The sequence below is a fragment of the Alloalcanivorax profundimaris genome (genome assembly GCF_015265435.1).
Lineage (GTDB): Bacteria > Pseudomonadota > Gammaproteobacteria > Pseudomonadales > Alcanivoracaceae > Alloalcanivorax > Alloalcanivorax profundimaris.
On sequence record NZ_JABJWH010000010.1, the window covers coordinates 276682 to 297483 of the forward strand.

The following is a 20802-nucleotide window of genomic DNA, read 5'->3' on the forward strand; positions in this document are numbered from 1 at the left end:
TCGATCAAATGTCCAGCAGCAGCCGGGCCGGATCCTCGATGAAGTTCTTCACGGTGACCAGGAACTGCACCGCTTGCTTGCCGTCGATGAGGCGGTGGTCGTAGGACAGCGCCAGGTACATCATCGGCAGAATCTCCACCTTGCCGTCCACGGCCATGGGCCGTTCCTGGATCTTGTGCATGCCCAGGATGGCGGTCTGCGGCGGGTTGAGGATCGGCATCGACATCAGGGAGCCGAACACGCCGCCGTTGGAGATGGTGAAGGTGCCGCCGGTCATCTCATCGATGGACAGCTTGCCCTTCTGTGCTTTCTGACCGTAGTCGATGATCTGCGATTCCACTTCCGCCAGACCCTTCTGGTCGGCGTCGCGAATCACCGGCACCACCAGGCCGCGCTCGGTGGAGACCGCCACGCCGATGTCGTAGTAACCGTGGTAGACCACGTCGTCACCGTCGATGGAGGCGTTCACTTCCGGGAAACGCTTGAGCGCTTCCACGCAGGCGCGGCTGAAGAAACCCATGAAGCCCAGACGCACGCCGTGGGCCTTCTCGAAGGCGTCCTTGTAGTTCTTGCGCATCTCCATGATCGGCTTCATGTTGACCTCGTTGAAGGTGGTCAACATGGCCGCGTTCTGCTGCGCGGACACCAGCCGTTCGGCGATGCGCTTGCGCAGGCGGGTCATGGGCACGCGGCGTTCCTCGCGCTCGCCGGGCTCCGCCTCGGGGATCGGCGCCGCTTTCGATTCGGCGGACGAGGAGGCCGGCTTCTCCTGGCGGTTGGCCAGGGCCTTCTCCACGTCTTCCTTGGTGATGCGGCCGTCGCGACCGGTGCCTTTCACGTCGCCGGCGGACAGGCCGTGCTCGCTCATCATCTTGCGCGCGGCGGGGCCCGCCTGGGCGTCGTCGTCACCGCCCTTGTCCTCGGCCTGGGGGGCGCTCTCGGCGGCGGCTTCCTGCTTGCCGTCGTCCTTGCCGGCCTTCTCCTCGGCCTTGTCGTCGCCCTTGCTTTCTTCCTGTTTGGCGCCACCGCCGGAGCCGCTGCCGGCTTCCAGGGAGCCCAGGACTTCCTGGCTCTCAACGGTCTCGCCTTCGTCCTTGAGGATCTTGCCCACCACGCCATCGCTGGGGGCCACTACCTCGAGCACCACCTTGTCGGTTTCGATGTCCACCAGCAGTTCGTCACGTTTGACCGCCTCGCCTTCTTTCTTGTGCCAGGTGGCCACGGTGCCGTCCGCCACGGATTCCGGAAACTGTGGGGCCTTGATATCTGTCGCCATGCTGATTCCTTAAACCCTTTTCGGTTCGCTTTCGCTCATTTGATCTGGAATGCGTCTTCCACCAGACGCTGCTGCTGTTCCACGTGCAGGGACATGGAGCCCGCCGCCGGCGCGGCCGCCATTTCGCGGCCCGCGTAATGCACGGTCGTCTTGCCCACCGCCTTCGCCACGCGCAGGAAATGGTGCTGAGTGCTGAACCAGGCGCCCTGGTTCATGGGCTCTTCCTGACACCACACCAGCGTCTCCAGGTTCGGGTAGCGCTCCAGGATCTCGGTGAGACGTTTTTCCGGGAACGGATAGAGCTGTTCGATGCGCACGATGGCGGTATCGTTCAGATCGTCGCTTTCCCGTTTTTCCAGCAGGTCGTAGTAGACCTTGCCGGAGCACATCACCACCCGCTTGACGCCCTTGGCGTCCAGGTCGGCGTGCTCGCCGATCACGGTCTGGAAGCGGCCCTCCGCCAGGTCCTCCAGGGAGGAAGTGGCGCGTTTGTGGCGCAGCAGGCTCTTGGGCGTCATCACCACCAGCGGCTTGCGCAGCGGGCGCACCGCCTGGCGGCGCAGCAGATGGAAAATCTGCGCCGGCGTGGTGGGCACGCAGACCTGCATGTTGTGCTCGGCGCACATCTGCAGGAAGCGCTCCAGACGCGCGGAGGAATGCTCCGGGCCCTGCCCTTCGTAGCCGTGGGGCAGCAGCAGGCCGAGGCCGCAGAGACGGCCCCACTTGGCCTCGCCGGAGGAGATGAACTGGTCGATCACCACCTGGGCGCCGTTGGCGAAGTCACCGAACTGGGCTTCCCAGAGAATCAGCGCCTTGGGCGTGGTGGTGGCGTAGCCGTACTCGAAGCCCAGCACCGCTTCCTCGGAGAGCAGCGAGTCGTAGATGTCGTAGCGCGGCTGCCCCTCGTAGAGGTGTTGCAGCGGGACATAGTGTTCGCCGTTCTTCTGGTTGTGCAGGACCGCGTGGCGGTGGGAGAAGGTGCCACGGCCGGAGTCCTGGCCGGTAAGGCGCACCATCACGCCCTGGTCGACCAGAGTGGCGTAGGCCAGGGTCTCGCCGTAGCCCCAGTTGATGGGCATGGCGCCGGCGGTCATCTTGCGCCGGTCTTCCAGGATCTTCTTCACCTGGCGCTGCACCACCAGCCCCTCGGGCACGGTCTCCAGCCGGTTGGCCAGATCCTGCAGCTTGCTGAGCGGGTAGCCGGTGTCCCAGTCATCCTCCACGTCGTGGCCGATGTAGGGGGACCAGTCCACGAACAGCGCCTTGTTGGGCTCGCGCACCAGGGACTTGACCACGTGGTTGCCCTCGTCCAGGGCATCCCGGTAGTCGTCCACCATCTTCTGGGCGTCCTGCTCGGACAACACCTGTTCGTTGATCAGACGCTCCGCGTACAGGCTGCGGCTGGACGGGTGCGACTTGATCTTCTTGTACATCAGCGGCTGGGTGGAGGACGGTTCGTCGGCCTCGTTGTGCCCGGCGCGGCGGTAGCAGATCAGGTCGATGACCACGTCCTTCTTGAACTGCATCCGGTAGTCCACCGCCAGCTGGGTGACGAAGTAGACCGCTTCCGGATCGTCCGCGTTGACGTGGAAGATCGGCGCCTGGACCATTTTCGCCACGTCGGTGCAATACTCGGTGGAGCGCGCGTCGTCGCGGCGGCTGGTGGTGAAGCCCACCTGGTTGTTGACGATCACATGCAGGGTGCCGCCGGTGTGGTAGCCCCGGGTCTGGGACATCTGGAAGGTTTCCATCACCACGCCCTGGCCGGCGAAGGCGGCGTCACCGTGAATCAGGATCGGCACCACCTGGTCGCCGCCGCTGTCGTCACGGCGGTCCTGGCGGGCGCGCACGGAACCTTCCACCACCGGAGAGACGATCTCCAGGTGGGAGGGGTTGAACGCCAGCGCCAGGTGCACCTCGCCGCCGGAGGTCTGCACGTTGGACGAGAAGCCCTGGTGATACTTGACGTCGCCGGAGCCGTTCTCGTTGAAGCTCTTGCCCTCGAACTCGCCGAACAGATCCCGCGGGCTCTTGCCCAGGATATTGACCAGCAGATTGAGGCGGCCGCGGTGGGCCATGCCGATCACCAGCTCCTTGGCGCCGTAGCTGCCCACCCGCTGGATCATCTCGTCCATCAGCGGGATCATCGATTCGCCGCCTTCAAGACCGAAGCGCTTGGTACCGGGATAGCGACTGCCCAGGTATTTTTCCAGGCCCTCGGCGGCGGTCAGGCGCTCGAGAATGTGCTGCTTGATGTCAGCGCCGTATTGCGGGTGGCTGCGCACGCCTTCCAGCCGCTGTTGAAGCCAGCGCTTCTCGGCGGTGTTGACGATGTGCATGTACTCGGCGCCGACCGTGGAGCAATAGGTGCCCTTCAGGCAGTCGACGATCTCGCGCAGCGTGGCTTCCGGCTTGCCCAGAAACAGATTGCCGGTCTGGAACACGGTGTCCAGATCGGATTTGCTGAGACCGTGATGGGCCAGCTCCAGGTCCTGCACCGCCTCGCGCTCCATGATCCCCAGGGGATCGAGCTTGGCCACCTGGTGGCCACGGTTGCGGTAGGCGGCGATCAGGTGCAACACCCGCACCTGACGGCGCTCATGCTCGGAGCTCACCGCGCTGGCGCCCATTTTCTGGACCCGGGAACGGTTCTTGGCTTCCAGGAGGAAATGCTCGCGCACCGCCGAGTGGGGTACGTCGGATTCCACCGCGCCGTTGACGCTGGGGAGTTTCTCGAAGTAGGCGCGCCAGTCTTCCGGCACGGAGTTGGGATCGGTCAGGTAGGATTCGTACAGTTCATCAACATAGGCCGCGTTGGCGCCCCCGATATGGGAGGACTGCCATTGGCGGTACATGGAACTGTCTTGCATCGTCGCTCGTTCCTTAGCCGGGCGAACGTCACGCCTGTGGGCATGCATGCTTCTGTCCACAGGGCCGCGACCCTGTTACCCGTGCTTATCGCTGTTTACGGAAACGGCGCCTTTTAAGCACCGTCCCCACCCTGCTGTCGCGACTCCGGGGTTGCCGGAATCGCCCCGTATTGTATTACGTTTGCGGTGCTATTGTTAGGCACCACGAGACCAAGGTCGAACCCATTTCCCGGCCTGGTCGCATTCGGATACAAATTAGCGGGTGCCGGACACAAAAAAGGCGGCCCGAGGGCCGCCTTTCGCGTCTTACACGCCCCGTTCCAGGAGCATGGACCGGATGTGGCCGATCGCCCGGGTGGGGTTGAGCCCCTTCGGACAGACACTCACGCAGTTCATGATGCCGTGGCAGCGGAACAGGCTGAACGGGTCGTCCAGCCGGGACAGGCGCTGCTCGGTGGCGTCGTCGCGGCTGTCCGCCAGGAAGCGGTAGCTCTGCAACAGGGCCGCCGGCCCCAGGAACTTGTCCGGGTTCCACCAGAAACTCGGGCAGCTGGTGGAGCAGCACGCGCACAAAATGCACTCGTACAGGCCGTCCAGCTTGGCGCGGTCTTCCGGGGTCTGCAGGCGCTCGATGGCGGGCGCCGGGGACTCGTTCTGCAGGTAGGGCTGCACCTTCTCGTACTGCTGATAGAACACGCCCATGTCCACGACCAGATCACGGACCACCGGCAGGCCGGGCAGCGGCCGCAGCACCAGCGGCTTCTTGCCTTCCTTCACGCCCGGCGCCACTTCCGACAGCGGGGTGATGCAGGCGAGACCGTTCTTGCCGTTGATGTTCATGCCGTCGGAACCGCACACGCCCTCGCGGCAGGAGCGACGGAACGCCAGGGAGGGATCCTGCTCCTTGAGGAGGTTGAGGACCTCGAGCACCATCAGATCCTTGCCGTTGGTCTCGACCTCGTACTCCTTCATGCTCGGTTCGCGGTCGGTCTCCGGATTGTAGCGGTAAACACTGACTTTCATGGCTACACGTCTCCGTTAGTAGGTCCGGACCTTGGGCTGGAAGGTGTCGACGGTCTTCGGCTCGAAGTTCACGTCGCGCTTGCCCAGCTGCTTGGTCTTGGGATCGTAGATGGAGTGGCACAGCCAGTTCTCGTCGTCCCGGTCCGGGAAGTCGTAGCGCGAGTGGGCGCCGCGGCTTTCGGTACGGTTGGAGGCGGCGATGGCGGTGGCTTCCGCCACTTCCAGCAGATTGTCGAGCTCCAGCGCTTCCACGCGGGCGGTGTTGAAGGCGCTGCTCTTGTCCTCCAGATGGGCGTTGGCGATGCGCTCGCGCAGCTTGGCGAGCTTCTCCACGCCCTCTTCCATCAGGTCGCCCTTGCGGAACACACCGAAGTGGTTCTGCATGGTGCTCTGCAACTCCTTGCGCAGGCTGGCGACGGATTCGCCGTCCTTGGAGTCGTTCCAGCGGTTGACCCGGGCCAGCGCGGCGTCGATGTCGTCGTCGCTGGGCTCGTACTGGGTCATGCCCTGGCGCAGCGCGTCCTCGATGTAGAGGCCGGCGGCGCGGCCGAACACCACCAGGTCGAGCAGCGAGTTGCCGCCCAGACGGTTGGCGCCGTGCACGGACACACAGGCTACCTCGCCCACCGCGAACAAACCGTTAACAACCTGGTCCTCGCCCTCGTGGCCGCCGCTCATTCTCAGCGCCTGACCATGAACATTGGTGGGAATGCCGCCCATCATATAGTGGCAGGTGGGCACCACCGGAATGGGCTCCTTGACCGGGTCGGTGCCGGCGAAGGTGATGGCCAGCTCACAGATGCCCGGCAGGCGGCTGTGCAGCACCTCCTCGCCCAGGTGGTCGAGCTTCAGGTAGACGTAATCGCCCTCGGGGCCGTCGCCACGGCCATCCAGGATCTCCATCATCATGGAGCGCGCCACCACGTCGCGGGACGCCAGGTCCTTGGCGTTGGGCGCGTAGCGCTCCATGAAGCGCTCGCCGTCCTTGTTGATCAGGTAACCGCCCTCGCCCCGGCAGCCCTCGGTCACCAGCACGCCGGCGCCGGCGATGCCGGTGGGGTGGAACTGCCACATCTCGATGTCCTGGACCGGCACGCCGGCGCGCAGGGCCATGCCCACGCCGTCGCCGGTGTTGATCAGGGCGTTGGTGGTGGACGAGTAGATGCGCCCGGAGCCGCCGGTGGCGAACACCGTGGCCTTGGCCTTGAAGAACACGGTCTCGCCGGTCTCGATGGAGAAGGCGATCACGCCGCAAACGTTCTCGTCGGCGTCCTTCACCAGCTCGGCGGCGTACCATTCATTATAGAACTGGGTGCCGTTCTTCAGGTTCTGCTGGTAGAGGGTGTGCAGCAGGGCGTGACCGGTGCGGTCCGCCGCCGCGCAGGTGCGCGCCGCCTGGCCGCCCTCGCCGAAGTTCTTGGACTGGCCGCCGAACGGACGCTGGTAGATGCGGCCTTCCTCGGTGCGCGAGAACGGCAGGCCCATGTGGTCCAGCTCGAACACCGCTTCCGGGCCCACCTGGCACATATATTCGATGGCGTCCTGGTCACCGATGTAATCGGAGCCCTTGACGGTGTCGTACATGTGCCAGCGCCAATCGTCATTGGGATCGGCGGAGGCGATCGCGCAGGTGATGCCGCCCTGGGCGGACACGGTGTGCGACCGGGTCGGGAATACCTTGGAAATCAGCGCGGTCTTGAAACCGGACTGGGCCATTTGCAGGGAAGCACGCATGCCCGCCCCCCCGCCGCCAACGACGATCGCGTCAAAGGTGATGGTACGAATGGACATGGATTATGCGCCTCCCCAGATCATCAGCAGACCCCACAGGATGTAGACCAGCAGCAGCAGCGCGATGGCCATCTGCACGACCAGGCGCACGCCGGTGGCGGCTTTGCCGAAGGTCATGCCGGTCAGATAGTCGGTGGTTACACTCCACAGGCCGATCCAGGTATGGGCGGCCACGGAGAACAGCATCAGGGTGTTGGCGATCCGCATCGGCGTGGAACCCATGAAGGCGCTCCAGGTGCCGTAGTCCAGATCGCCGCTGCAGACCAGAAAGCCCACCATGCCGATCACGTACAGAGCGATCACCACGGCGGACACACGTTGAATCAGCCAGTCATAAAGGCCGTTGCGGCCCAGGCTCGTTACGCTCGTTACCATACCCAGGCTCCTGCCAATACAATCAGTACCGCGGTGATGATGAACGTGGCGGTGGCGCCACGGCGGCCGCCTTCCAGGGTCTCACCCACGCCCGCATCCATGATCAGGTGGCGGATACCGGCCACCAGGTGGTAGGAAATAAAGGCGAGAATGGCCCACAGCACCAGCTTGGCCAGGGGCGAGGTCATCAGCTGTTTCAGGTCCGCAAAGCTCTCCGGAGACGCCAGGGAGCGATCCATCATCCACAGCAACACGGGCAGGGCCACGAAAATGGCCACGCCGGTGATACGGTGGGTGATGGACGCAATGGCGGTGACCGGGAACTTGATCGTCGTCAGATCGAGGTTAACGGGTCTCTTATCGTTCACGGTAGCCTACACTTTTGCCGGGCTCCGGCGGCACGCCGGAGCGGTTGTCGGGAACTTGGCATCACCGGCGGCGTCGGAACGCTTGGGTGGAGAGGCCGATGCTGCCCGGGCCGGGGTTGGAGCCCACTGAAGCCTGAACCGTGCCACGCCGGGCCGGCGGGTCCGGGGCGCGTCGGGTGGAGGCTTCGTCGCGGGCGGCAGTATATCGCCGCGCCTGCGGCAAAACAAACGCGAAACTGCGACTTTTATATTAGCCACCGCGCCGGTGGTGGCACCGTGAAGACGCGACGGCGATTTTAGCGGGTGGCGCTTAATCGCTTGTTTTCCAAAGCCCTTTGCCCGGCGGCGGGCTGACGGCGGGCGTCGACGCCCCGGAACGGTGCGCGCTAATACGCTGTTTACCCTGGAAAAGTGGCGCCCGCGCCGGGCCGGCTTCTCGTTGACAAAGACCCACCAAAACTTTAACGTCCCCCGCGCTCTGGAGGACCTTCCCCGCCGGGACCCGCGGCCGATACCCTGCATTGGCCGGCGCCCCGGAGGCGTACCTCTATTCACCGAGGAGAAATTCCCATGACCGAGAAGAAAGCCATTCTCAAGGTAGAGGGCCGCGACGATCTGGAATTGCCGATCCTGACGCCCACCCTGGGCCGCGAAGAGATCGACGTTTCCTCCCTGACCGCCAACGGCCTGTTTACCTTCGACCCGGGCTTTACGTCCACCGCCTCCTGCGAATCCAAGATCACCTATATCGACGGTGAAGCCGGCAAGCTGCTGCACCGGGGCTACTCCATCGAGGAACTGGCCGCCAAGTCCGATTACCTTGAGGTGTGCTACCTGCTGCTCAATGGCGAACTGCCCAATGCCGAGCAGAAAGAGGCATTCGTCGGCACCGTGAAGAACCACACCATGGTGCACGAGCAGATTCGCAATTTCTTCAACGGCTTCCGCCGTGACGCCCATCCCATGGCGATCATGTGCGGCGTGGTCGGCGCCCTGTCCGCCTTCTACCACGACTCACTGGACATCACCAACGCCGAGCACCGCGAGGTCACCGCCTTCCGGCTGATCGCGAAGATGCCCACCATCGCGGCCATGTGCTACAAGTACGGCCTCGGCCAGCCGCTGATGTACCCGCGTAACGATCTCGGCTACGCGGAGAACTTCCTGCACATGATGTTCGGCAATCCGTGCGAGGAAACCCAGGTCAGCCCCACTCTGGCGCGGGCCATGGACAAGATTTTCATCCTCCACGCCGACCACGAGCAGAACGCCTCCACCTCCACGGTGCGCCTGGCGGGCTCCTCCGGCGCCAACCCGTTCGCCTGCATCGCCGCCGGCATCTCCGCTCTGTGGGGCCCCGCCCACGGCGGCGCCAACGAGGCGGTGCTGAACATGCTCGACGAGATCGGCGACATCAGCCAGATCGAGACCTACGTCGCCAAGGCGAAGGACAAGAACGACCCCTTCAAGCTGATGGGCTTCGGCCACCGCGTGTACAAGAACTACGACCCGCGCGCCACCGTGATGCGCGAGTCCTGTCACGAGGTGCTCAACGAGCTGGGCATCAACGATCCCAAGCTCGAACTGGCCATGAAGCTGGAAGAGATCGCCCTGAACGACCCCTACTTCAAGGAGAAGAAGCTGTTCCCGAACGTGGACTTCTACTCCGGCATCATCCTCAAGGCGATTGGCATCCCGACCTCCATGTTCACCGTGATCTTCGCCCTGTCCCGCACCGTGGGCTGGATCGCGCACTGGAACGAGATGATCTCCAACCCTTACAAGATCGGCCGTCCCCGCCAGCTCTACACCGGCGAGACCGAGCGCTCCATGGAGCCGCTCAACGAGCGCGACTGAGCGCCCGAACGCCGATCGACGAAAAGGCCGCCTCCGGGCGGCCTTTTTTTATGGCGGTGGAGTACCTACACTTTTGGCCTGTTTTTTTGCATCAGGCCCATAGGAAATCACAATGAAAAAAATCATCGCCCTGCTGATCGTCGCGGTCCTGGCCGCCTACCTGCTGTTCTGGCCCGTGCCCATCGAGCCGGTAGCGTGGGACGCGCCGCGGGCACCCGCCCTGGAGGGCGATTACGCGGTCAACGACCGGCTGGCGTCGGCGCGGCGGCTGGCCGCCGGCCACGGCACCGGCCCCGAGGACGTGGCCATCGACGACAACGGCAACCTCTATGTGGGCTTCGAGGACGGCCGCCTGGTGCGCTTCGACGCCCGCGGCGAGAACCCGGACCTGATCGCCAACACCCAGGGCCGTCCCCTGGGCCTGGATTTCGCCCCGGACGGCAGCCTGGTGGTGGCCGACGGCTACCGTGGCCTGCTGCGCGTGAACCCGGGCTCCGGGCGCGTCGAGGTGCTCACCGACGGCGCCGACGGCGTGCCCTTCCGTTTCACCGACGATGTGGACGTGGCCTCCGACGGCACCATCTATTTCACCGACGCCTCCAGCAAGTTCGGCCCGGCCATGCACGCCCGGGACGACATCATCGAGCACGGCGGTCACGGTCGCTTCCTCAAGTTCGACCCGGCCTCCGGCTCCACCACGGTGCTCATCGACGGCCTGCAGTTCGCCAACGGCGTGGCCCTGTCCCGGGACGAGGATTTCGTGGTGGTCACCCAGACCGGCAGCTACAACGTGCTGCGTTACTGGCTGCGCGGCGAGCGCGCCGGCCAGCATGAGGTCTTCTTCGAGAATCTGCCGGGCATTCCGGACGGCGTTTCCGGCAACGGCGACGGCACCTTCTGGGTGGCCCTGTTCGCGCCCCGCAACGCCGCCCTGGACGCCATGGCCGACAAGCCCCTGCTGCGCAAGGTGGTGTTCCGCCTGCCGGCCTTCATGCAGCCGCAACCGGCCCGCCACGCCTTCGTGCTGGGCCTGGACGAGCAGGGCCGCGTCACGCACAACCTGCAGCACCGCGCCGAGGGCGCCTTCGCGCCCATCACCAGCGTGGAACAGCGCGGCCAGCGCCTCTACCTGGGCAGCCTGACCCGCGACAGCTTCGCCGTGCTTCCGCTCACCGCCACCGAGGAGTAACGCTATGACCACCGCCGCCTTTATCGGCCTCGGCAACATGGGCTACCCCATGGCCGGGCATCTGGCCCGGGCCGGATTCGACGTCACCGTCTACAACCGCAGCGAGGACAAGGCCCGCCGCTGGGTGGAGGAATACGGCGGCCGGCAGGCACGCACCCCCGCCCTCGCCGCCCGTGGCGCCGAATTCGTGTTCGTGTGCGTGGGCAACGACAACGACCTCCATCAGGTCACCGTGGAAGACAACGGGGCCGTGCACGGCCTGAGCGCGGAATCCGTGCTGGTGGATCACACCACCGCCAGCGCCGCCATGGCCGAGACCCTGGACGCCGCCTGCCGGGAAAAAGGCGGGCGCTTCATGGACGCGCCGGTGTCCGGCGGCCAGCAGGGGGCGGAAAACGGCCAGCTGTCGATCATGTGCGGCGCCGACGAGGTCACCTTCGAACGGCTCGCGCCGGTGCTCGACCACTACGGCAAGAGCGTCGTGCACATGGGCCCGGTGGGCCAGGGCCAGCTCACCAAAATGGCCAACCAGATCTGCGTGGCCAGCGTCATCGAAGGGGTGGCGGAAGCCCTCTCCTTCGCCCGTGACGCCGGCCTGGACGCGGAGAAGGCCATGCAGGTGATCGGCGCCGGCGCCGGCGGCTCCTGGCAGCTGGTCAACCGCCACCGGACCATGCTCGCCGACGACTACGACCACGGCTTCGCGGTGGACTGGATGCGCAAGGACCTGGACATCTGCCTGGCGGAAGCCACCCGCCAGGGCACCAGTCTGCCGGCCACCGCCCTGATCAACGAGTTCTACAAGGAAGTCCAGGCCATGGGCGGCGGCCGCTGGGACACCTCCAGCCTGCTGCGCCGCCTGCGCCGGGACAAGGGTTAACCGTCCTCCGCCGGCATCGCGCCCCGCTCCGGCACCAGCGCCCGGGCATTGTCCCGGGCCAGGGCCCGGGCGGCCTCCTCGGGCAAGGCGTCCAGCAACGGCCGGTAGGCGTCCAGAATCTTCTCCATGCTGTCGAAATGGCCCACCAGATCGGTGCCCAGGGTGAAGCGCTCCGGGTGATCCTCGATCAATGACAGCCACACCGAACGCGGCTCGCCGTCGTCCAGCAGATAGTGCTCGCGCACGCTCCAGGACAGATCCACGTAGAGGTTGTCGTAGCGGTCGAGCAGAGCGCGGATGATCGCCGGCAGGGTTTTCAGCGGCGCCTGGCGTTTCTCCACGCCGCCGCTGGTGCCGGCGTGGGCGAGCACGAAGCGGGTCTCCGGGTGGGCCTGAAGCGCCGCCTCCAGTTCCTCCAGATAGATCGGCGTCTCCTCGCGCAGCGAGGTCAGATTGCTGTGCAGCAACACCGGCAGGTCGTGGCGACCGGCCACCGCGTAAACCTTCATCAGGGCCGGGTGATTGGCCCGTGGCGTTTCGCCCTTGGTCAGGGCGGTGAGATCGTCATGGCGGGTGATCACTTCGCCGATGCCCCGCCACAGGCCCGGGTAGCGCTCGATCAATCGCTCCACCTGGCGGGCGGCGTTGAGATCGGTGGGGTTGAAGCCGCTGATGAACGGCACCAGCCGCCGCCGTTTCTCCTCCGGCAGGGCCAGAATCGCCTGGGCGACGATGTCGTCGGTGGCGCTGTAATAGTACAGCGGCGCCTCGTCGCCCAGATAATAGCGCGGCCGGCGCGGCGCGTTCTGCTCCCATTTCTTGACCACCGGCAGGCCGAACAACCAGGCCTGCTCCACCCCGGCCTCGTCCATGGCCTCGAACATGGCGTCGGCGCCATCGCTCTCCTGCATGAAATCCACGTAATGCAGATGGGCATCCACCCAGGCGTATTCCCGGGCCCAAAGCGGGCCGCTGGCCAGCAACACCAGCCATAACAATGCGCGCACTTCCCTTCTCCGTCGCTCCTGGTAATGGATACAGGGACCGGGCCGGCGCCCTCGGGTTTCCCGCCGGCGGGCGGATTGAACAGTTTTTCACAGTCGGCATGTCCATTTGTGGACATTATTTCGGCTATCTGTTTATCATGGACAAAACATTCAGGAGGTTTACGCCATGCAACCGGCCATCGCGCCCCCCGACCAGCCGCTCGACGACCGCGCCCGCCACGCCGCCCTGCGCGCCGTGCTGCGCCTGCTCGACCACTGGGAATGCAGCGAAAAGGAAAAGATGGCGCTGCTCGGTGTCGGGCGCTCCACCCTGCACAAATACCAGAGCCGCCCGGACAGCGCCCGCATCGGCAACGATCTGCTGGAGCGGCTGAGCTATCTGCTCAATATCCACCAGGCGCTGCGCACCCTGTTCGGCAACCGGGAAAACGTCTACGGCTTCGTGCGGCTGCCCAACCACAACCCCTTCTTTAACGGAGCCAGCCCCATGGACGTGATGAGCAACGGCCGGGTGGCCAGCCTCTACGAGGTGCATCGCCAGCTCGACAGCCTGCGCGGAGGCCAGTGGTGAGCGAGCGGTCGGCCCTGCCCGTGCGCGATTGCCGGCACCAGGACGCCTACCGGCTGGTCAACGGCAAGTACCCGCCGATCCATATTTTCGACGACGTCGCCGACCAGGGCGATTTCGACGCCCTCTACGCGGTCCAGGCGCTCACCAATCCGCGCCTGCAGATGCAGGTGGGCGAACTGCACCGGGTGCCGGAAGCCCGCCGCCCCTGGGGCATTCCCGGCTGCAACTACGCGCTCGGCCCCTTCGTGCACCTGAGCCCCCAGGGCTCGCGCTTCTCCGACGGCGACTACGGCGTGTTCTACTGCGCCGAGCGCATGGCCACCGCCATCGCCGAAACCCGCTATCACCAGGAACGCTATTTCCGCAATGTGACCGGCCTGAAGTACGACCGCATCGTGATGCGCGGGCTGCGGGTACGCTTCAGCGCCCGGCTGCGCGACATCCACACCCCCTACCGGGACGATCGCGGCTGGCACGATCCGGACGATTACAGCGCCGCCCGGCGACTGGGCCGGACCCTGCGCGACGCCGACGAACACGGCCTGGCCTACGGCTCCGTGCGCCACCAGCGCGCTCTGTGTTTCGCCCTGCTCTCCCCCCATCTGATCGAGGCCGTGACCCCGGCCACCCACTATGAGTACGTGTGGGACGGCGAGAAGATCGCCCATGTGCTGACCATCCGGCGCCTTGCCGGCGGCGGCGCGGGCGCCTAGGCTGAAAGCTCCCTTCAGCGACCCGGGGTCGCCGCCATCATGTCCGATACGCCACCCGATGCCCTGCTGCTGGACCTGTCCGGGGTGCTCTATCAGGGCACCCGCGCCCTGCCCGGAGCCCAGGACGCCCTGCGGCGCCTGCGCGACGCCGGCCTGCCGGCGCGCTTCGTCACCAACACCTCCCGGCGAAGCCATGCGCAACTGCTCGACGACCTTCGACAACGGGGCTTCCGGATCGACCCGGACGAGCTGTTCACCGCGCCCCGCGCCGCCCACGACTGGCTCAAGGCGCGCGGTTTCCGCCCCTGGTGCCTGATCCACCCGGATCTGCGCGACGATTTCAGTGACCTGCCCGGCGACGACCCGGACGCGGTGCTGATCGGCGACGCCGGGGACGACTTCACCTACCCCAACCTGGACCGGGCCTTTCGCTTGCTGCACGACGGCGCCGAACTGGTGGCCATGGGCGTGAACCGGCACTTCCAGCTGGACGACGGCCTGCACCTGGACGCTGGCCCCTTCGTGCGGGCCCTGGAGTACGCCGCCCACCGCACCGCCACGGTCACCGGCAAACCCGCCCGGGCCTTTTTCGACCAGGCCGTGGACAGCCTCGGCCTGCCCGCGGACCGGGTGATGATGATCGGCGACGACGCCGCCAGCGACGTTCAGGGGGCCCTGGACGCCGGGCTGCAAGGCTGTCTGGTGAAGACCGGGAAATACCGGCCCGGCGATGAAGACGGGATTCGGGGAACGTTCTGGCTGGAGGCGGACATCGGGGGCGCCGTGGCGCGGGTGCTGGGCAAAGGGGCGACGCGCCACTGAGCCTTCATGCCTCGAATAGCGCGGTAGGAGCGACCGGGCGGCGCTCCGCTTCAGTCGCGATATCAGGCCGCTGAAAACGTCGGAGCGGCCGTCCCTGGCGAGACATTATGCTCTCCAGGACGCCCGGCCCGGCCATCCCTGGCCGGGCGTTCGCCGCGCTGCGAAGCGGTGCTTCGGTCGCGGCTCACCCCCCAGAGGTGAAACGCCAAACAAAAAGGCCCCGGCTCTGTCGAGCCGGGGCCTTTTTGTTTGGCGTCCCCTAGGGGAGTCGAACCCCTGTTACCGCCGTGAAAGGGCGGTGTCCTAGGCCACTAGACGAAGGGGACGTTTTTGGTGGAGCCAGGCGGGATCGAACCGCCGACCTCAACACTGCCAGTGTTGCGCTCTCCCAGCTGAGCTATGGCCCCAAACTTGTCCCACCGGGTCATGCCCTGTGTGGAGCCGCGTATTTTACGCAGCGGCCCTTACCTGTCAAGCACTCTCCGGCGGTTTTTGACGGTTGCGTGTCCGTCTGTTCATCCCTTAACCGGTTTGTTGAAAAAGTGAGCCGAATTCCTTTTCCAGCTTCTTGGTCTGCTTCTTGGAAACGCCGCCCAGCACCTCGATGGCGTGGCGCAGGCGGGCACGGCTGACGTCCGAGCCGAGCAGTTCCATGCTGTCCACCACGGAGAAGCTGGCACTGGTGCCGGCCACCGCCACGAACACCGGGAACAGGAAGTCCTTGATCTTCACCTCCATGGCGTCCGCCAGGATCTTGGCGTCGGCGAACAAGCGGTCCCGGGTCCAGTCGCGCTGCGCTTCGCAGGCCCACAGGAAGAACTGCAGCCAGCGCTTCTGGGTGTCGGTGTCGTATTTGGGATGCTCGAAATCCGCTTCACCGATGCTCACCTGCCCGGCGAAGCAGAAACCGGCCTTGTCCACCACCTCGCCGAAGGTTTCCACCCGTTGCTTCACATGGGGCAGCACCTTCATGGCGTAGTCACGGTTGAAGGCCCAGTCCACCAGTTGCTGCAGGAACTGCTCATCGGAGAGGTCCCGCAGCCACTGGCCGTTGAGCCAGCTCAGCTTCTCCACGTCGAACACCGGCCCACCCAGGGACACCCGCTGGATGTCGAAGGCGGCCTGCATCTCGTCCAGGGTGAAGCGTTCCCGCTCGTCGGGCATGGACCAGCCCATGCGGCCCAGGTAGTTCACCACCGCCTCCGGCAAATAGCCCATGCGGCGGTAGAAGTTGATGCTGGTGGGGTTCTTGCGCTTGCTCAGCTTGGACTTGTCCGGGTTGCGCAGCAGCGGCATGTGGCACAGCACCGGCATGTCCCAACCAAAGTACTGGTACAGCAGCTTGTGCTTGGGCGCCGAGTTGAGCCACTCCTCGCCACGAATCACATGGGTGATGCCCATCAGGTGATCGTCCACCACGTTGGCCAGGTGGTAGGTGGGCATGCCGTCGGATTTCAACAGAATCTGCGCGTCCACCAGGGCCCAGTCCAGCTCCACGGTGCCGCGCAGCTGATCCTCCACCGGGCAGCGGCCGTCCTTGGGCACGCGCATGCGGATCACGTAGGGCGCGCCCTGCTCTTCCCGGCGCGCCTGCTCGCCGGCGTCCAGCTCCAGGTCCTCGGGTTTGAGGGCGCGGTTCTCGCCGGCCTCCTTGAGAGCGGCGCGCAGCTCGTCCAGCTCCTCGGCGGTACGGAAGCATTTGAAGGCGTGGCCGTCGGCCAGCAGCCGCTCGGCGTGTTCCCGGTAGATCGTGGCCCGCTCGCTCTGGCGGTAGGGGCCGTGGGGGCCGCCCACGTCCGGGCCCTCGTCCCAGTTCAGGCCCAGCCAGCGCAGGGAGTCCAGGATCGCCTGTTCCGAAGCGTCCGTGGAACGGCTCTGGTCGGTGTCCTCGATGCGCAGAATGAACTGGCCGCCGTGCTGGCGGGCATAGCAGAGGTTGAACAGGGCGATATAGGCGGTGCCCACATGGGGGTCACCGGTGGGCGAAGGCGCCACCCGGGTACGAACGGTCATGCTGACTCCGTGGCCGGAATATAAGAAAGGCGCGTATTGTAGAAGATACGCGCCCTCTTATCAGCATGCGCCGCAGGCGCCATCAGCATACGCCGCCGCCGGATGGCGGCGACGGGTAGTCGGTCAGCGGCGTCCCACCACCAGGCTGATGATCCAGATTACCAGGAACACCACGAACAGAATTTTCGCGATGCCGGCGGCCGTGCCCGCGATGCCGCCAAAACCCAGTACCCCGGCGATGATCGCGACTACCAGAAAAATCAGACTCCATCCCAACATGGTTTTGTTCTCCCTGTATCGTCTTCGGTGATTCTATGAAAAACAAAGCAGGAAAAACCGGCAAGACGCTTTTACACGAATATACCATTGTTGAGGTTTTTTACGTTGGCGGTTTTCCGTGATCGCCGCCGCCGTGCGATAATACCGCCATGTCCGAAACCCCTTCTCTCAGCGCCCCCGCGCCGTTGTCACGGCGTCTGTCCATTGCTCCGATGATGGCCTACACCACCCGTGACTTCCGCTATCTGGCGCGGCTGATCACGCGCCGCACCCTGCTCTACACGGAGATGGTGGTGGCACCGGCGGTGATCCACGGCGACCGGGAAAAACTGCTCGGCTTCGACGCCGCCGAGCATCCGCTGGCGGTGCAGCTGGGCGGCAGCGACCCGGAGCAGCTCGCCGAGGCGGCGCGGGTGTGCGCGGACTTCGGCTACGACGAGATCAACCTGAACGTGGGCTGTCCGTCGGATCGGGTGCAGCAGGGCAAGATCGGCGCCGTGCTGATGGCGGAGCCGGACCAGGTGGCGCGCTGCGTGGAGGCCATGGCGGCGGCCACCTCGGTGCCGGTGACGGTGAAAACCCGCATCGGCATCGATGACCAGGACGACTACGCCTTCCTGCACCGCTTCGTGGGCCACATGGACGACGCCGGCTGCCGCAGCCTCACCATTCATGCCCGCAAGGCGATTCTCGACGGCCTGTCGCCCAAGGAAAACCGGGACATTCCGCCGCTGATCTACGAGCGCGCCTACGCCATCAAACAGGATTTCCCGCATCTGGAGATCATCCTCAACGGCGGCCTCAAGGACATCGACGGCATGCTCGGCCACCTGGGCCAGGTGGACGGTCTGATGGTGGGCCGCGAGGCCTACATGAATCCCTGGTTCCTGGCCGACGTGGACACGCGGGTGTTCGGCGAGCCCGGCCCGGCGCCGGAGCGCATGGCGGTGGCGGAGGCGTTCCTGCCCTATCTGGAGCGGCGCTACGCCGCCGGCGTGCATCCCAAGCACGTGCTGCGCCACGCGCTCAATCTGTTCCAGGCGGTGCCCGGCGCCCGCGCCTATCGGCGCCATCTCAGCGAGAACGCCCACAAGGCGGACGCCACTCCCCGGGTGTACGAAGAGGCCCTGGCCCTTTTGGGCGAGCGCGCCCTTGGCTATGCTGCCTCCTGAACACCTCGGAAATCCCGCGGGCAAACCAATTGGAAGGTGCTGTATGACGAGCAAACGCGAACAACTGGAACAATGGACCACGGTGGTGGCCGATACCGGCGACCTGGACCGCATCGCCGAGCTGCGGCCCCACGACGCCACCACCAACCCCTCGCTGCTGCTGGCCGCCGCCCGCGATGAACGCTACCGCCACCTGCTCGACGAGGCCCGCGAGCTGGCCCGGGAAATGGGCCATGGCGATGACCTGGCCTGGTGCTGCGACGCCTTCGCCTGCGTGGCCGGCCAGGCGGTGCTGGAGCACATCCCCGGCCTGGTCTCCACGGAAGTGGACGCCCGCCTGTCGTTCGACCCGGTGGCCACGGTGGAAAAAGCGCGCCGGCTGATGGCCCTGTATCGGGAACTGGGCGTGGACAATGACCGGGTGCTGATCAAGACCGCCGCCACCTGGGAAGGCATTCAGGCCGCCCGGGTGCTGGAGGAGGAAGGCATCCATTGCAACCTGACCCTGGTGTTCTCCGTGGAGCAGGCCCTGGCCGCCGCCGAAGCCGGCGCCACCCTGATTTCGCCGTTCGTGGGTCGCATCCGCGACTGGCACGTGAAACAGGGGCTGGAGATCAATCACATCGACCAGGACCCGGGGGTGACGTCCGTGCGCCGCATTTTCCAGCTGCTCAAGGCCCGTGGCCTGGAAACCATCGTGATGGGCGCCAGCTTCCGCAACGCCGCCGAGATCGAGGCCCTGGCCGGCTGCGACCGGCTCACCATCAGCCCGGCGCTGCTGGACGAGCTGGGCCAGGACCCCGGCGAGCTGGAACGGCGCCTGGATGCCGCCGCCGTGGAACCGGACAGCGACTGGCAGCCGGTGAACGAAGCGGCCTTTCGCTGGTCCCTGAATGAGAACCCCATGGCCTGCGATCTGCTCAGCGACGGCATCCGCCGGTTCGCCGCCGACCAGCGGGCCCTGGAGCAACTGCTCACCGAGGAGGAGATCGCCGCGTGAAATGGCTTGCCCGCCTGTTTGCGTCCACGGAAACCACCACCGACACCACCACCGGGGATTTGCACCGCGCCGCCGCCGCCCTGCTCATGGAGGTGGCGCGCACCGACGGCGAGGTGGATGAACAGGAAGAACGTTTGCTGCTGGAGGCGGTGCGCCGCCACTGGCGGCTGGACGAGGGCGAGATGGAGGACATCGTCGGCGAGCTGCACGAGCGCGTGGAGGCGGCCACGGACCTGTTCGAGTTCACCCGTCCGCTGCGCGAGCGCTGGGACCCGGAAACCCGGGTGCGGCTGATCTATGACATGTGGGCCATCGCCGCCGCCGATGGCAAGGCGGACGTGCACGAGGAGCAGCTGATCCGCCGCGTCTCCGAGTTGTTGTACGTCTCCCACGGCGATTTCATTCGCGGCAAGCTCGCCGCCCTGGGCGAGGAATAGGGCTCGCCGGGCTTTCCGGGAAGGGGGGCGGCCGGCAGGCAGGTGACCCTGTCCGGGCCGCGTCTCGTCGTGGTCCCCCTTCCGGGAACGTCGTGAATCCATCCCTGGAGACTCCCGGTCAAACATCCTGTTTGACAGGGTCCCGGAAGGGGGACCACGACGAGACGCTACGAGGTAGCGTCATGCGCGGCTGTAGGAGCGACCGGGCGGCGCTCCCACCGACGCAGGACGCCCGAGGATCGGGCGGCAATCACCAGCCTTCGTTGCTTTCCAGCTCCGGGTCCTCATCCGGCAGCGCCGGGGCGGCGGCGTCCTGTCCCTTGATCTGTACCAAGCGGCGCTGCAGGTAGGCGTTGCGGATGAAGGTGTAGCGGTCGCCGACGATGTTGCGCTCCAGTTCCATCAGGTCCGCGCGCAGGTCGATGCCGTACAGCGCGGCCACGCTGTAACGGGTCAGGTCGTCCTCGATGTAGGTGGGCGGCCACAGGTAGGAGCGCGGGTACAGGGTGCCGGTGTCGCGCACCGTGGACGGCCCCAGGATCGGCAGCACCAGGTAGGGGCCGGACGGCACGCCCCAGCGCCCCAGGGTCACGTCCAGGTTGGTGTCCGAATTGTTCAGGTCCATTCTGCTGGCCACGTCGAACAGGCCGGCGATGCCCAGGGTGGTGTTCACCGTGAAGCGGCCCAGGTTGCTGCCGGCTTCGCCCCAGCGCCACTGCAGCACATAGTTGATGCTGTCGCCGATGTCACCCAGGTTGCTGAAAAAGCGCGTTACCGTGTCGTCCAGCCATTGCGGGGTGATCCACTGGTAGCCCTTGGCGGCGGGCTTGATGGCGTAGCGGTCGACGAAGTCGTTGAAGCCGAAGATCTTGCGGTTGAAGCCTTCCCAGGGGTCCCGTTCCTCGAATTGCCCGGCGCTGCCCCGGGAAAACGGCGTGGACGCCTCGCCCCAGTCCGAGTCGCCGGCGCTGGCGGCCACCGCCGCCTGGCCGCCCATGGCGTCGTCCGCCACCGGGTCGCCCTGGCGCTGGGCCTGGGCCGAGGCCTGTTCGGCGGCACCGGGTTCCGGCGCCGGTTCCGATTCGGCGGGGGAATGGGCGCAGCCAGCCAGGGAGGCCCCTAATAGGGCGAAAATCCATAAACGCACGGCGGAGTCCTT

General features: G+C 65.9%; 19 protein-coding genes and 2 tRNA genes. 9 read left to right on the forward strand and 12 right to left on the reverse strand.

From position 1 onward, the window contains the following. Positions 1-4: 4 nt before the first annotated feature. The 6 genes from odhB to sdhC all read right to left on the reverse strand — a co-directional run bounded on the left by odhB (position 5) and on the right by sdhC (position 7703). The gene (gene odhB, locus HMJ39_RS07550; protein WP_194296817.1) at positions 5-1276 is read right to left on the reverse strand and encodes a 2-oxoglutarate dehydrogenase complex dihydrolipoyllysine-residue succinyltransferase; all 1272 of its coding nucleotides are present in this window, start codon (positions 1274-1276) and stop codon (positions 5-7) included. 35 nt (positions 1277-1311) lie between these two features. After that, on the reverse strand, positions 1312-4146 hold the full coding sequence (locus tag HMJ39_RS07555) for a 2-oxoglutarate dehydrogenase E1 component (RefSeq protein WP_194296818.1): 2835 nt from the start codon (positions 4144-4146) through the stop codon (positions 1312-1314). A 306-nt stretch (positions 4147-4452) separates the two neighbouring features. After that, positions 4453-5169, reverse strand: coding sequence for a succinate dehydrogenase iron-sulfur subunit (locus HMJ39_RS07560; RefSeq protein ID WP_161386147.1), 717 nt, complete (start codon positions 5167-5169; stop codon positions 4453-4455). A 15-nt stretch (positions 5170-5184) separates the two neighbouring features. Then, positions 5185-6960: a succinate dehydrogenase flavoprotein subunit gene (sdhA, locus tag HMJ39_RS07565; RefSeq protein ID WP_161386146.1), complete on the reverse strand. Its 1776-nt coding sequence runs from the start codon at positions 6958-6960 to the stop codon at positions 5185-5187. Between the two features lie 3 nt (positions 6961-6963). Beyond that, complete coding sequence (gene sdhD, locus HMJ39_RS07570; RefSeq protein ID WP_161386145.1) at positions 6964-7335, reverse strand: succinate dehydrogenase, hydrophobic membrane anchor protein; 372 nt, start codon at positions 7333-7335, stop codon at positions 6964-6966. Beyond that, a complete protein-coding gene (gene sdhC / locus HMJ39_RS07575; protein ID WP_161386144.1) occupies positions 7329-7703 on the reverse strand; it encodes a succinate dehydrogenase, cytochrome b556 subunit in 375 nt (124 codons plus the stop codon). Before sdhC ends, sdhD begins: the two co-directional genes overlap by 7 nt. Before the next feature lie 570 nt (positions 7704-8273). Here sdhC and gltA point away from each other — a divergent pair. The 3 genes from gltA (at position 8274) to HMJ39_RS07590 (ending at position 11629) form a co-directional block, all read left to right on the forward strand. Continuing rightward, positions 8274-9560, forward strand: a complete 1287-nt coding sequence (gene gltA, locus HMJ39_RS07580; protein ID WP_161386143.1) for a citrate synthase — start codon at positions 8274-8276, stop codon at positions 9558-9560. Between the two features lie 112 nt (positions 9561-9672). Then, positions 9673-10749 (forward strand): SMP-30/gluconolactonase/LRE family protein, encoded by a 1077-nt coding sequence (locus tag HMJ39_RS07585; protein ID WP_194296819.1) that lies wholly within the window; start codon positions 9673-9675, stop codon positions 10747-10749. Positions 10750-10753: 4 nt separating this feature from the next. Then, on the forward strand, positions 10754-11629 hold the full coding sequence (locus tag HMJ39_RS07590; RefSeq protein ID WP_161386141.1) for an NAD(P)-dependent oxidoreductase: 876 nt from the start codon (positions 10754-10756) through the stop codon (positions 11627-11629). Here HMJ39_RS07590 and HMJ39_RS07595 read toward each other — a convergent pair. Then, entirely contained in the window at positions 11626-12636 is a 1011-nt protein-coding gene (locus tag HMJ39_RS07595) for an amidohydrolase family protein (protein WP_194296820.1), read from the reverse strand. The two genes, HMJ39_RS07590 and HMJ39_RS07595, sit on opposite strands and share 4 nt — an antisense overlap. 166 nt (positions 12637-12802) lie before the next feature. Here HMJ39_RS07595 and HMJ39_RS07600 point away from each other — a divergent pair, with 166 nt between their 5' ends. The 3 genes from HMJ39_RS07600 to HMJ39_RS07610 are packed head-to-tail and all read left to right on the forward strand — an operon-like array spanning position 12803 to position 14742. Beyond that, positions 12803-13207 (forward strand): MbcA/ParS/Xre antitoxin family protein, encoded by a 405-nt coding sequence (locus tag HMJ39_RS07600; RefSeq protein ID WP_194296821.1) that lies wholly within the window; start codon positions 12803-12805, stop codon positions 13205-13207. Beyond that, the gene (locus HMJ39_RS07605) at positions 13204-13920 is read left to right on the forward strand and encodes an RES family NAD+ phosphorylase (protein ID WP_194296822.1); all 717 of its coding nucleotides are present in this window, start codon (positions 13204-13206) and stop codon (positions 13918-13920) included. The genes HMJ39_RS07600 and HMJ39_RS07605 overlap by 4 nt, the downstream gene beginning before the upstream one ends. A gap of 39 nt (positions 13921-13959) precedes the next feature. Continuing rightward, positions 13960-14742 carry a TIGR01458 family HAD-type hydrolase gene (locus HMJ39_RS07610; RefSeq protein ID WP_194296823.1) on the forward strand — a complete coding sequence of 261 codons (783 nt, stop codon included), beginning with the start codon at positions 13960-13962 and terminating at the stop codon, positions 14740-14742. A 250-nt stretch (positions 14743-14992) separates the two neighbouring features. Here HMJ39_RS07610 and HMJ39_RS07615 read toward each other — a convergent pair. The 4 genes from HMJ39_RS07615 to HMJ39_RS07630 form a co-directional block, all read right to left on the reverse strand. After that, a tRNA-Glu gene (locus tag HMJ39_RS07615) sits at positions 14993-15068 on the reverse strand. 5 nt (positions 15069-15073) lie between these two features. Further along, a tRNA-Ala gene (locus HMJ39_RS07620) sits at positions 15074-15149 on the reverse strand. Between the two features lie 115 nt (positions 15150-15264). Beyond that, complete coding sequence (gltX, locus tag HMJ39_RS07625; protein WP_161386008.1) at positions 15265-16755, reverse strand: glutamate--tRNA ligase; 1491 nt, start codon at positions 16753-16755, stop codon at positions 15265-15267. A gap of 123 nt (positions 16756-16878) precedes the next feature. Then, positions 16879-17034, reverse strand: a complete 156-nt coding sequence (locus HMJ39_RS07630) for a DUF1328 domain-containing protein (protein ID WP_161386007.1) — start codon at positions 17032-17034, stop codon at positions 16879-16881. Between the two features lie 149 nt (positions 17035-17183). Between HMJ39_RS07630 and dusA the strand changes: the two genes are divergently transcribed. Genes dusA through HMJ39_RS07645 form a run of 3 tightly spaced genes read left to right on the forward strand, consistent with a single transcriptional unit; the run spans position 17184 to position 19643 of the window. Next, entirely contained in the window at positions 17184-18206 is a 1023-nt protein-coding gene (gene dusA, locus HMJ39_RS07635) for a tRNA dihydrouridine(20/20a) synthase DusA (RefSeq protein ID WP_194296824.1), read from the forward strand. Positions 18207-18249: 43 nt separating this feature from the next. After that, a complete protein-coding gene (locus tag HMJ39_RS07640) occupies positions 18250-19206 on the forward strand; it encodes a transaldolase (RefSeq protein WP_194296825.1) in 957 nt (318 codons plus the stop codon). Next, positions 19203-19643, forward strand: coding sequence for a tellurite resistance TerB family protein (locus HMJ39_RS07645; RefSeq protein ID WP_161385953.1), 441 nt, complete (start codon positions 19203-19205; stop codon positions 19641-19643). Before HMJ39_RS07640 ends, HMJ39_RS07645 begins: the two co-directional genes overlap by 4 nt. A 250-nt stretch (positions 19644-19893) precedes the next feature. Here HMJ39_RS07645 and HMJ39_RS07650 read toward each other — a convergent pair whose 3' ends face one another. Next, on the reverse strand, positions 19894-20790 hold the full coding sequence (locus HMJ39_RS07650; RefSeq protein ID WP_256245832.1) for an MlaA family lipoprotein: 897 nt from the start codon (positions 20788-20790) through the stop codon (positions 19894-19896). Positions 20791-20802 lie beyond the last annotated feature (12 nt).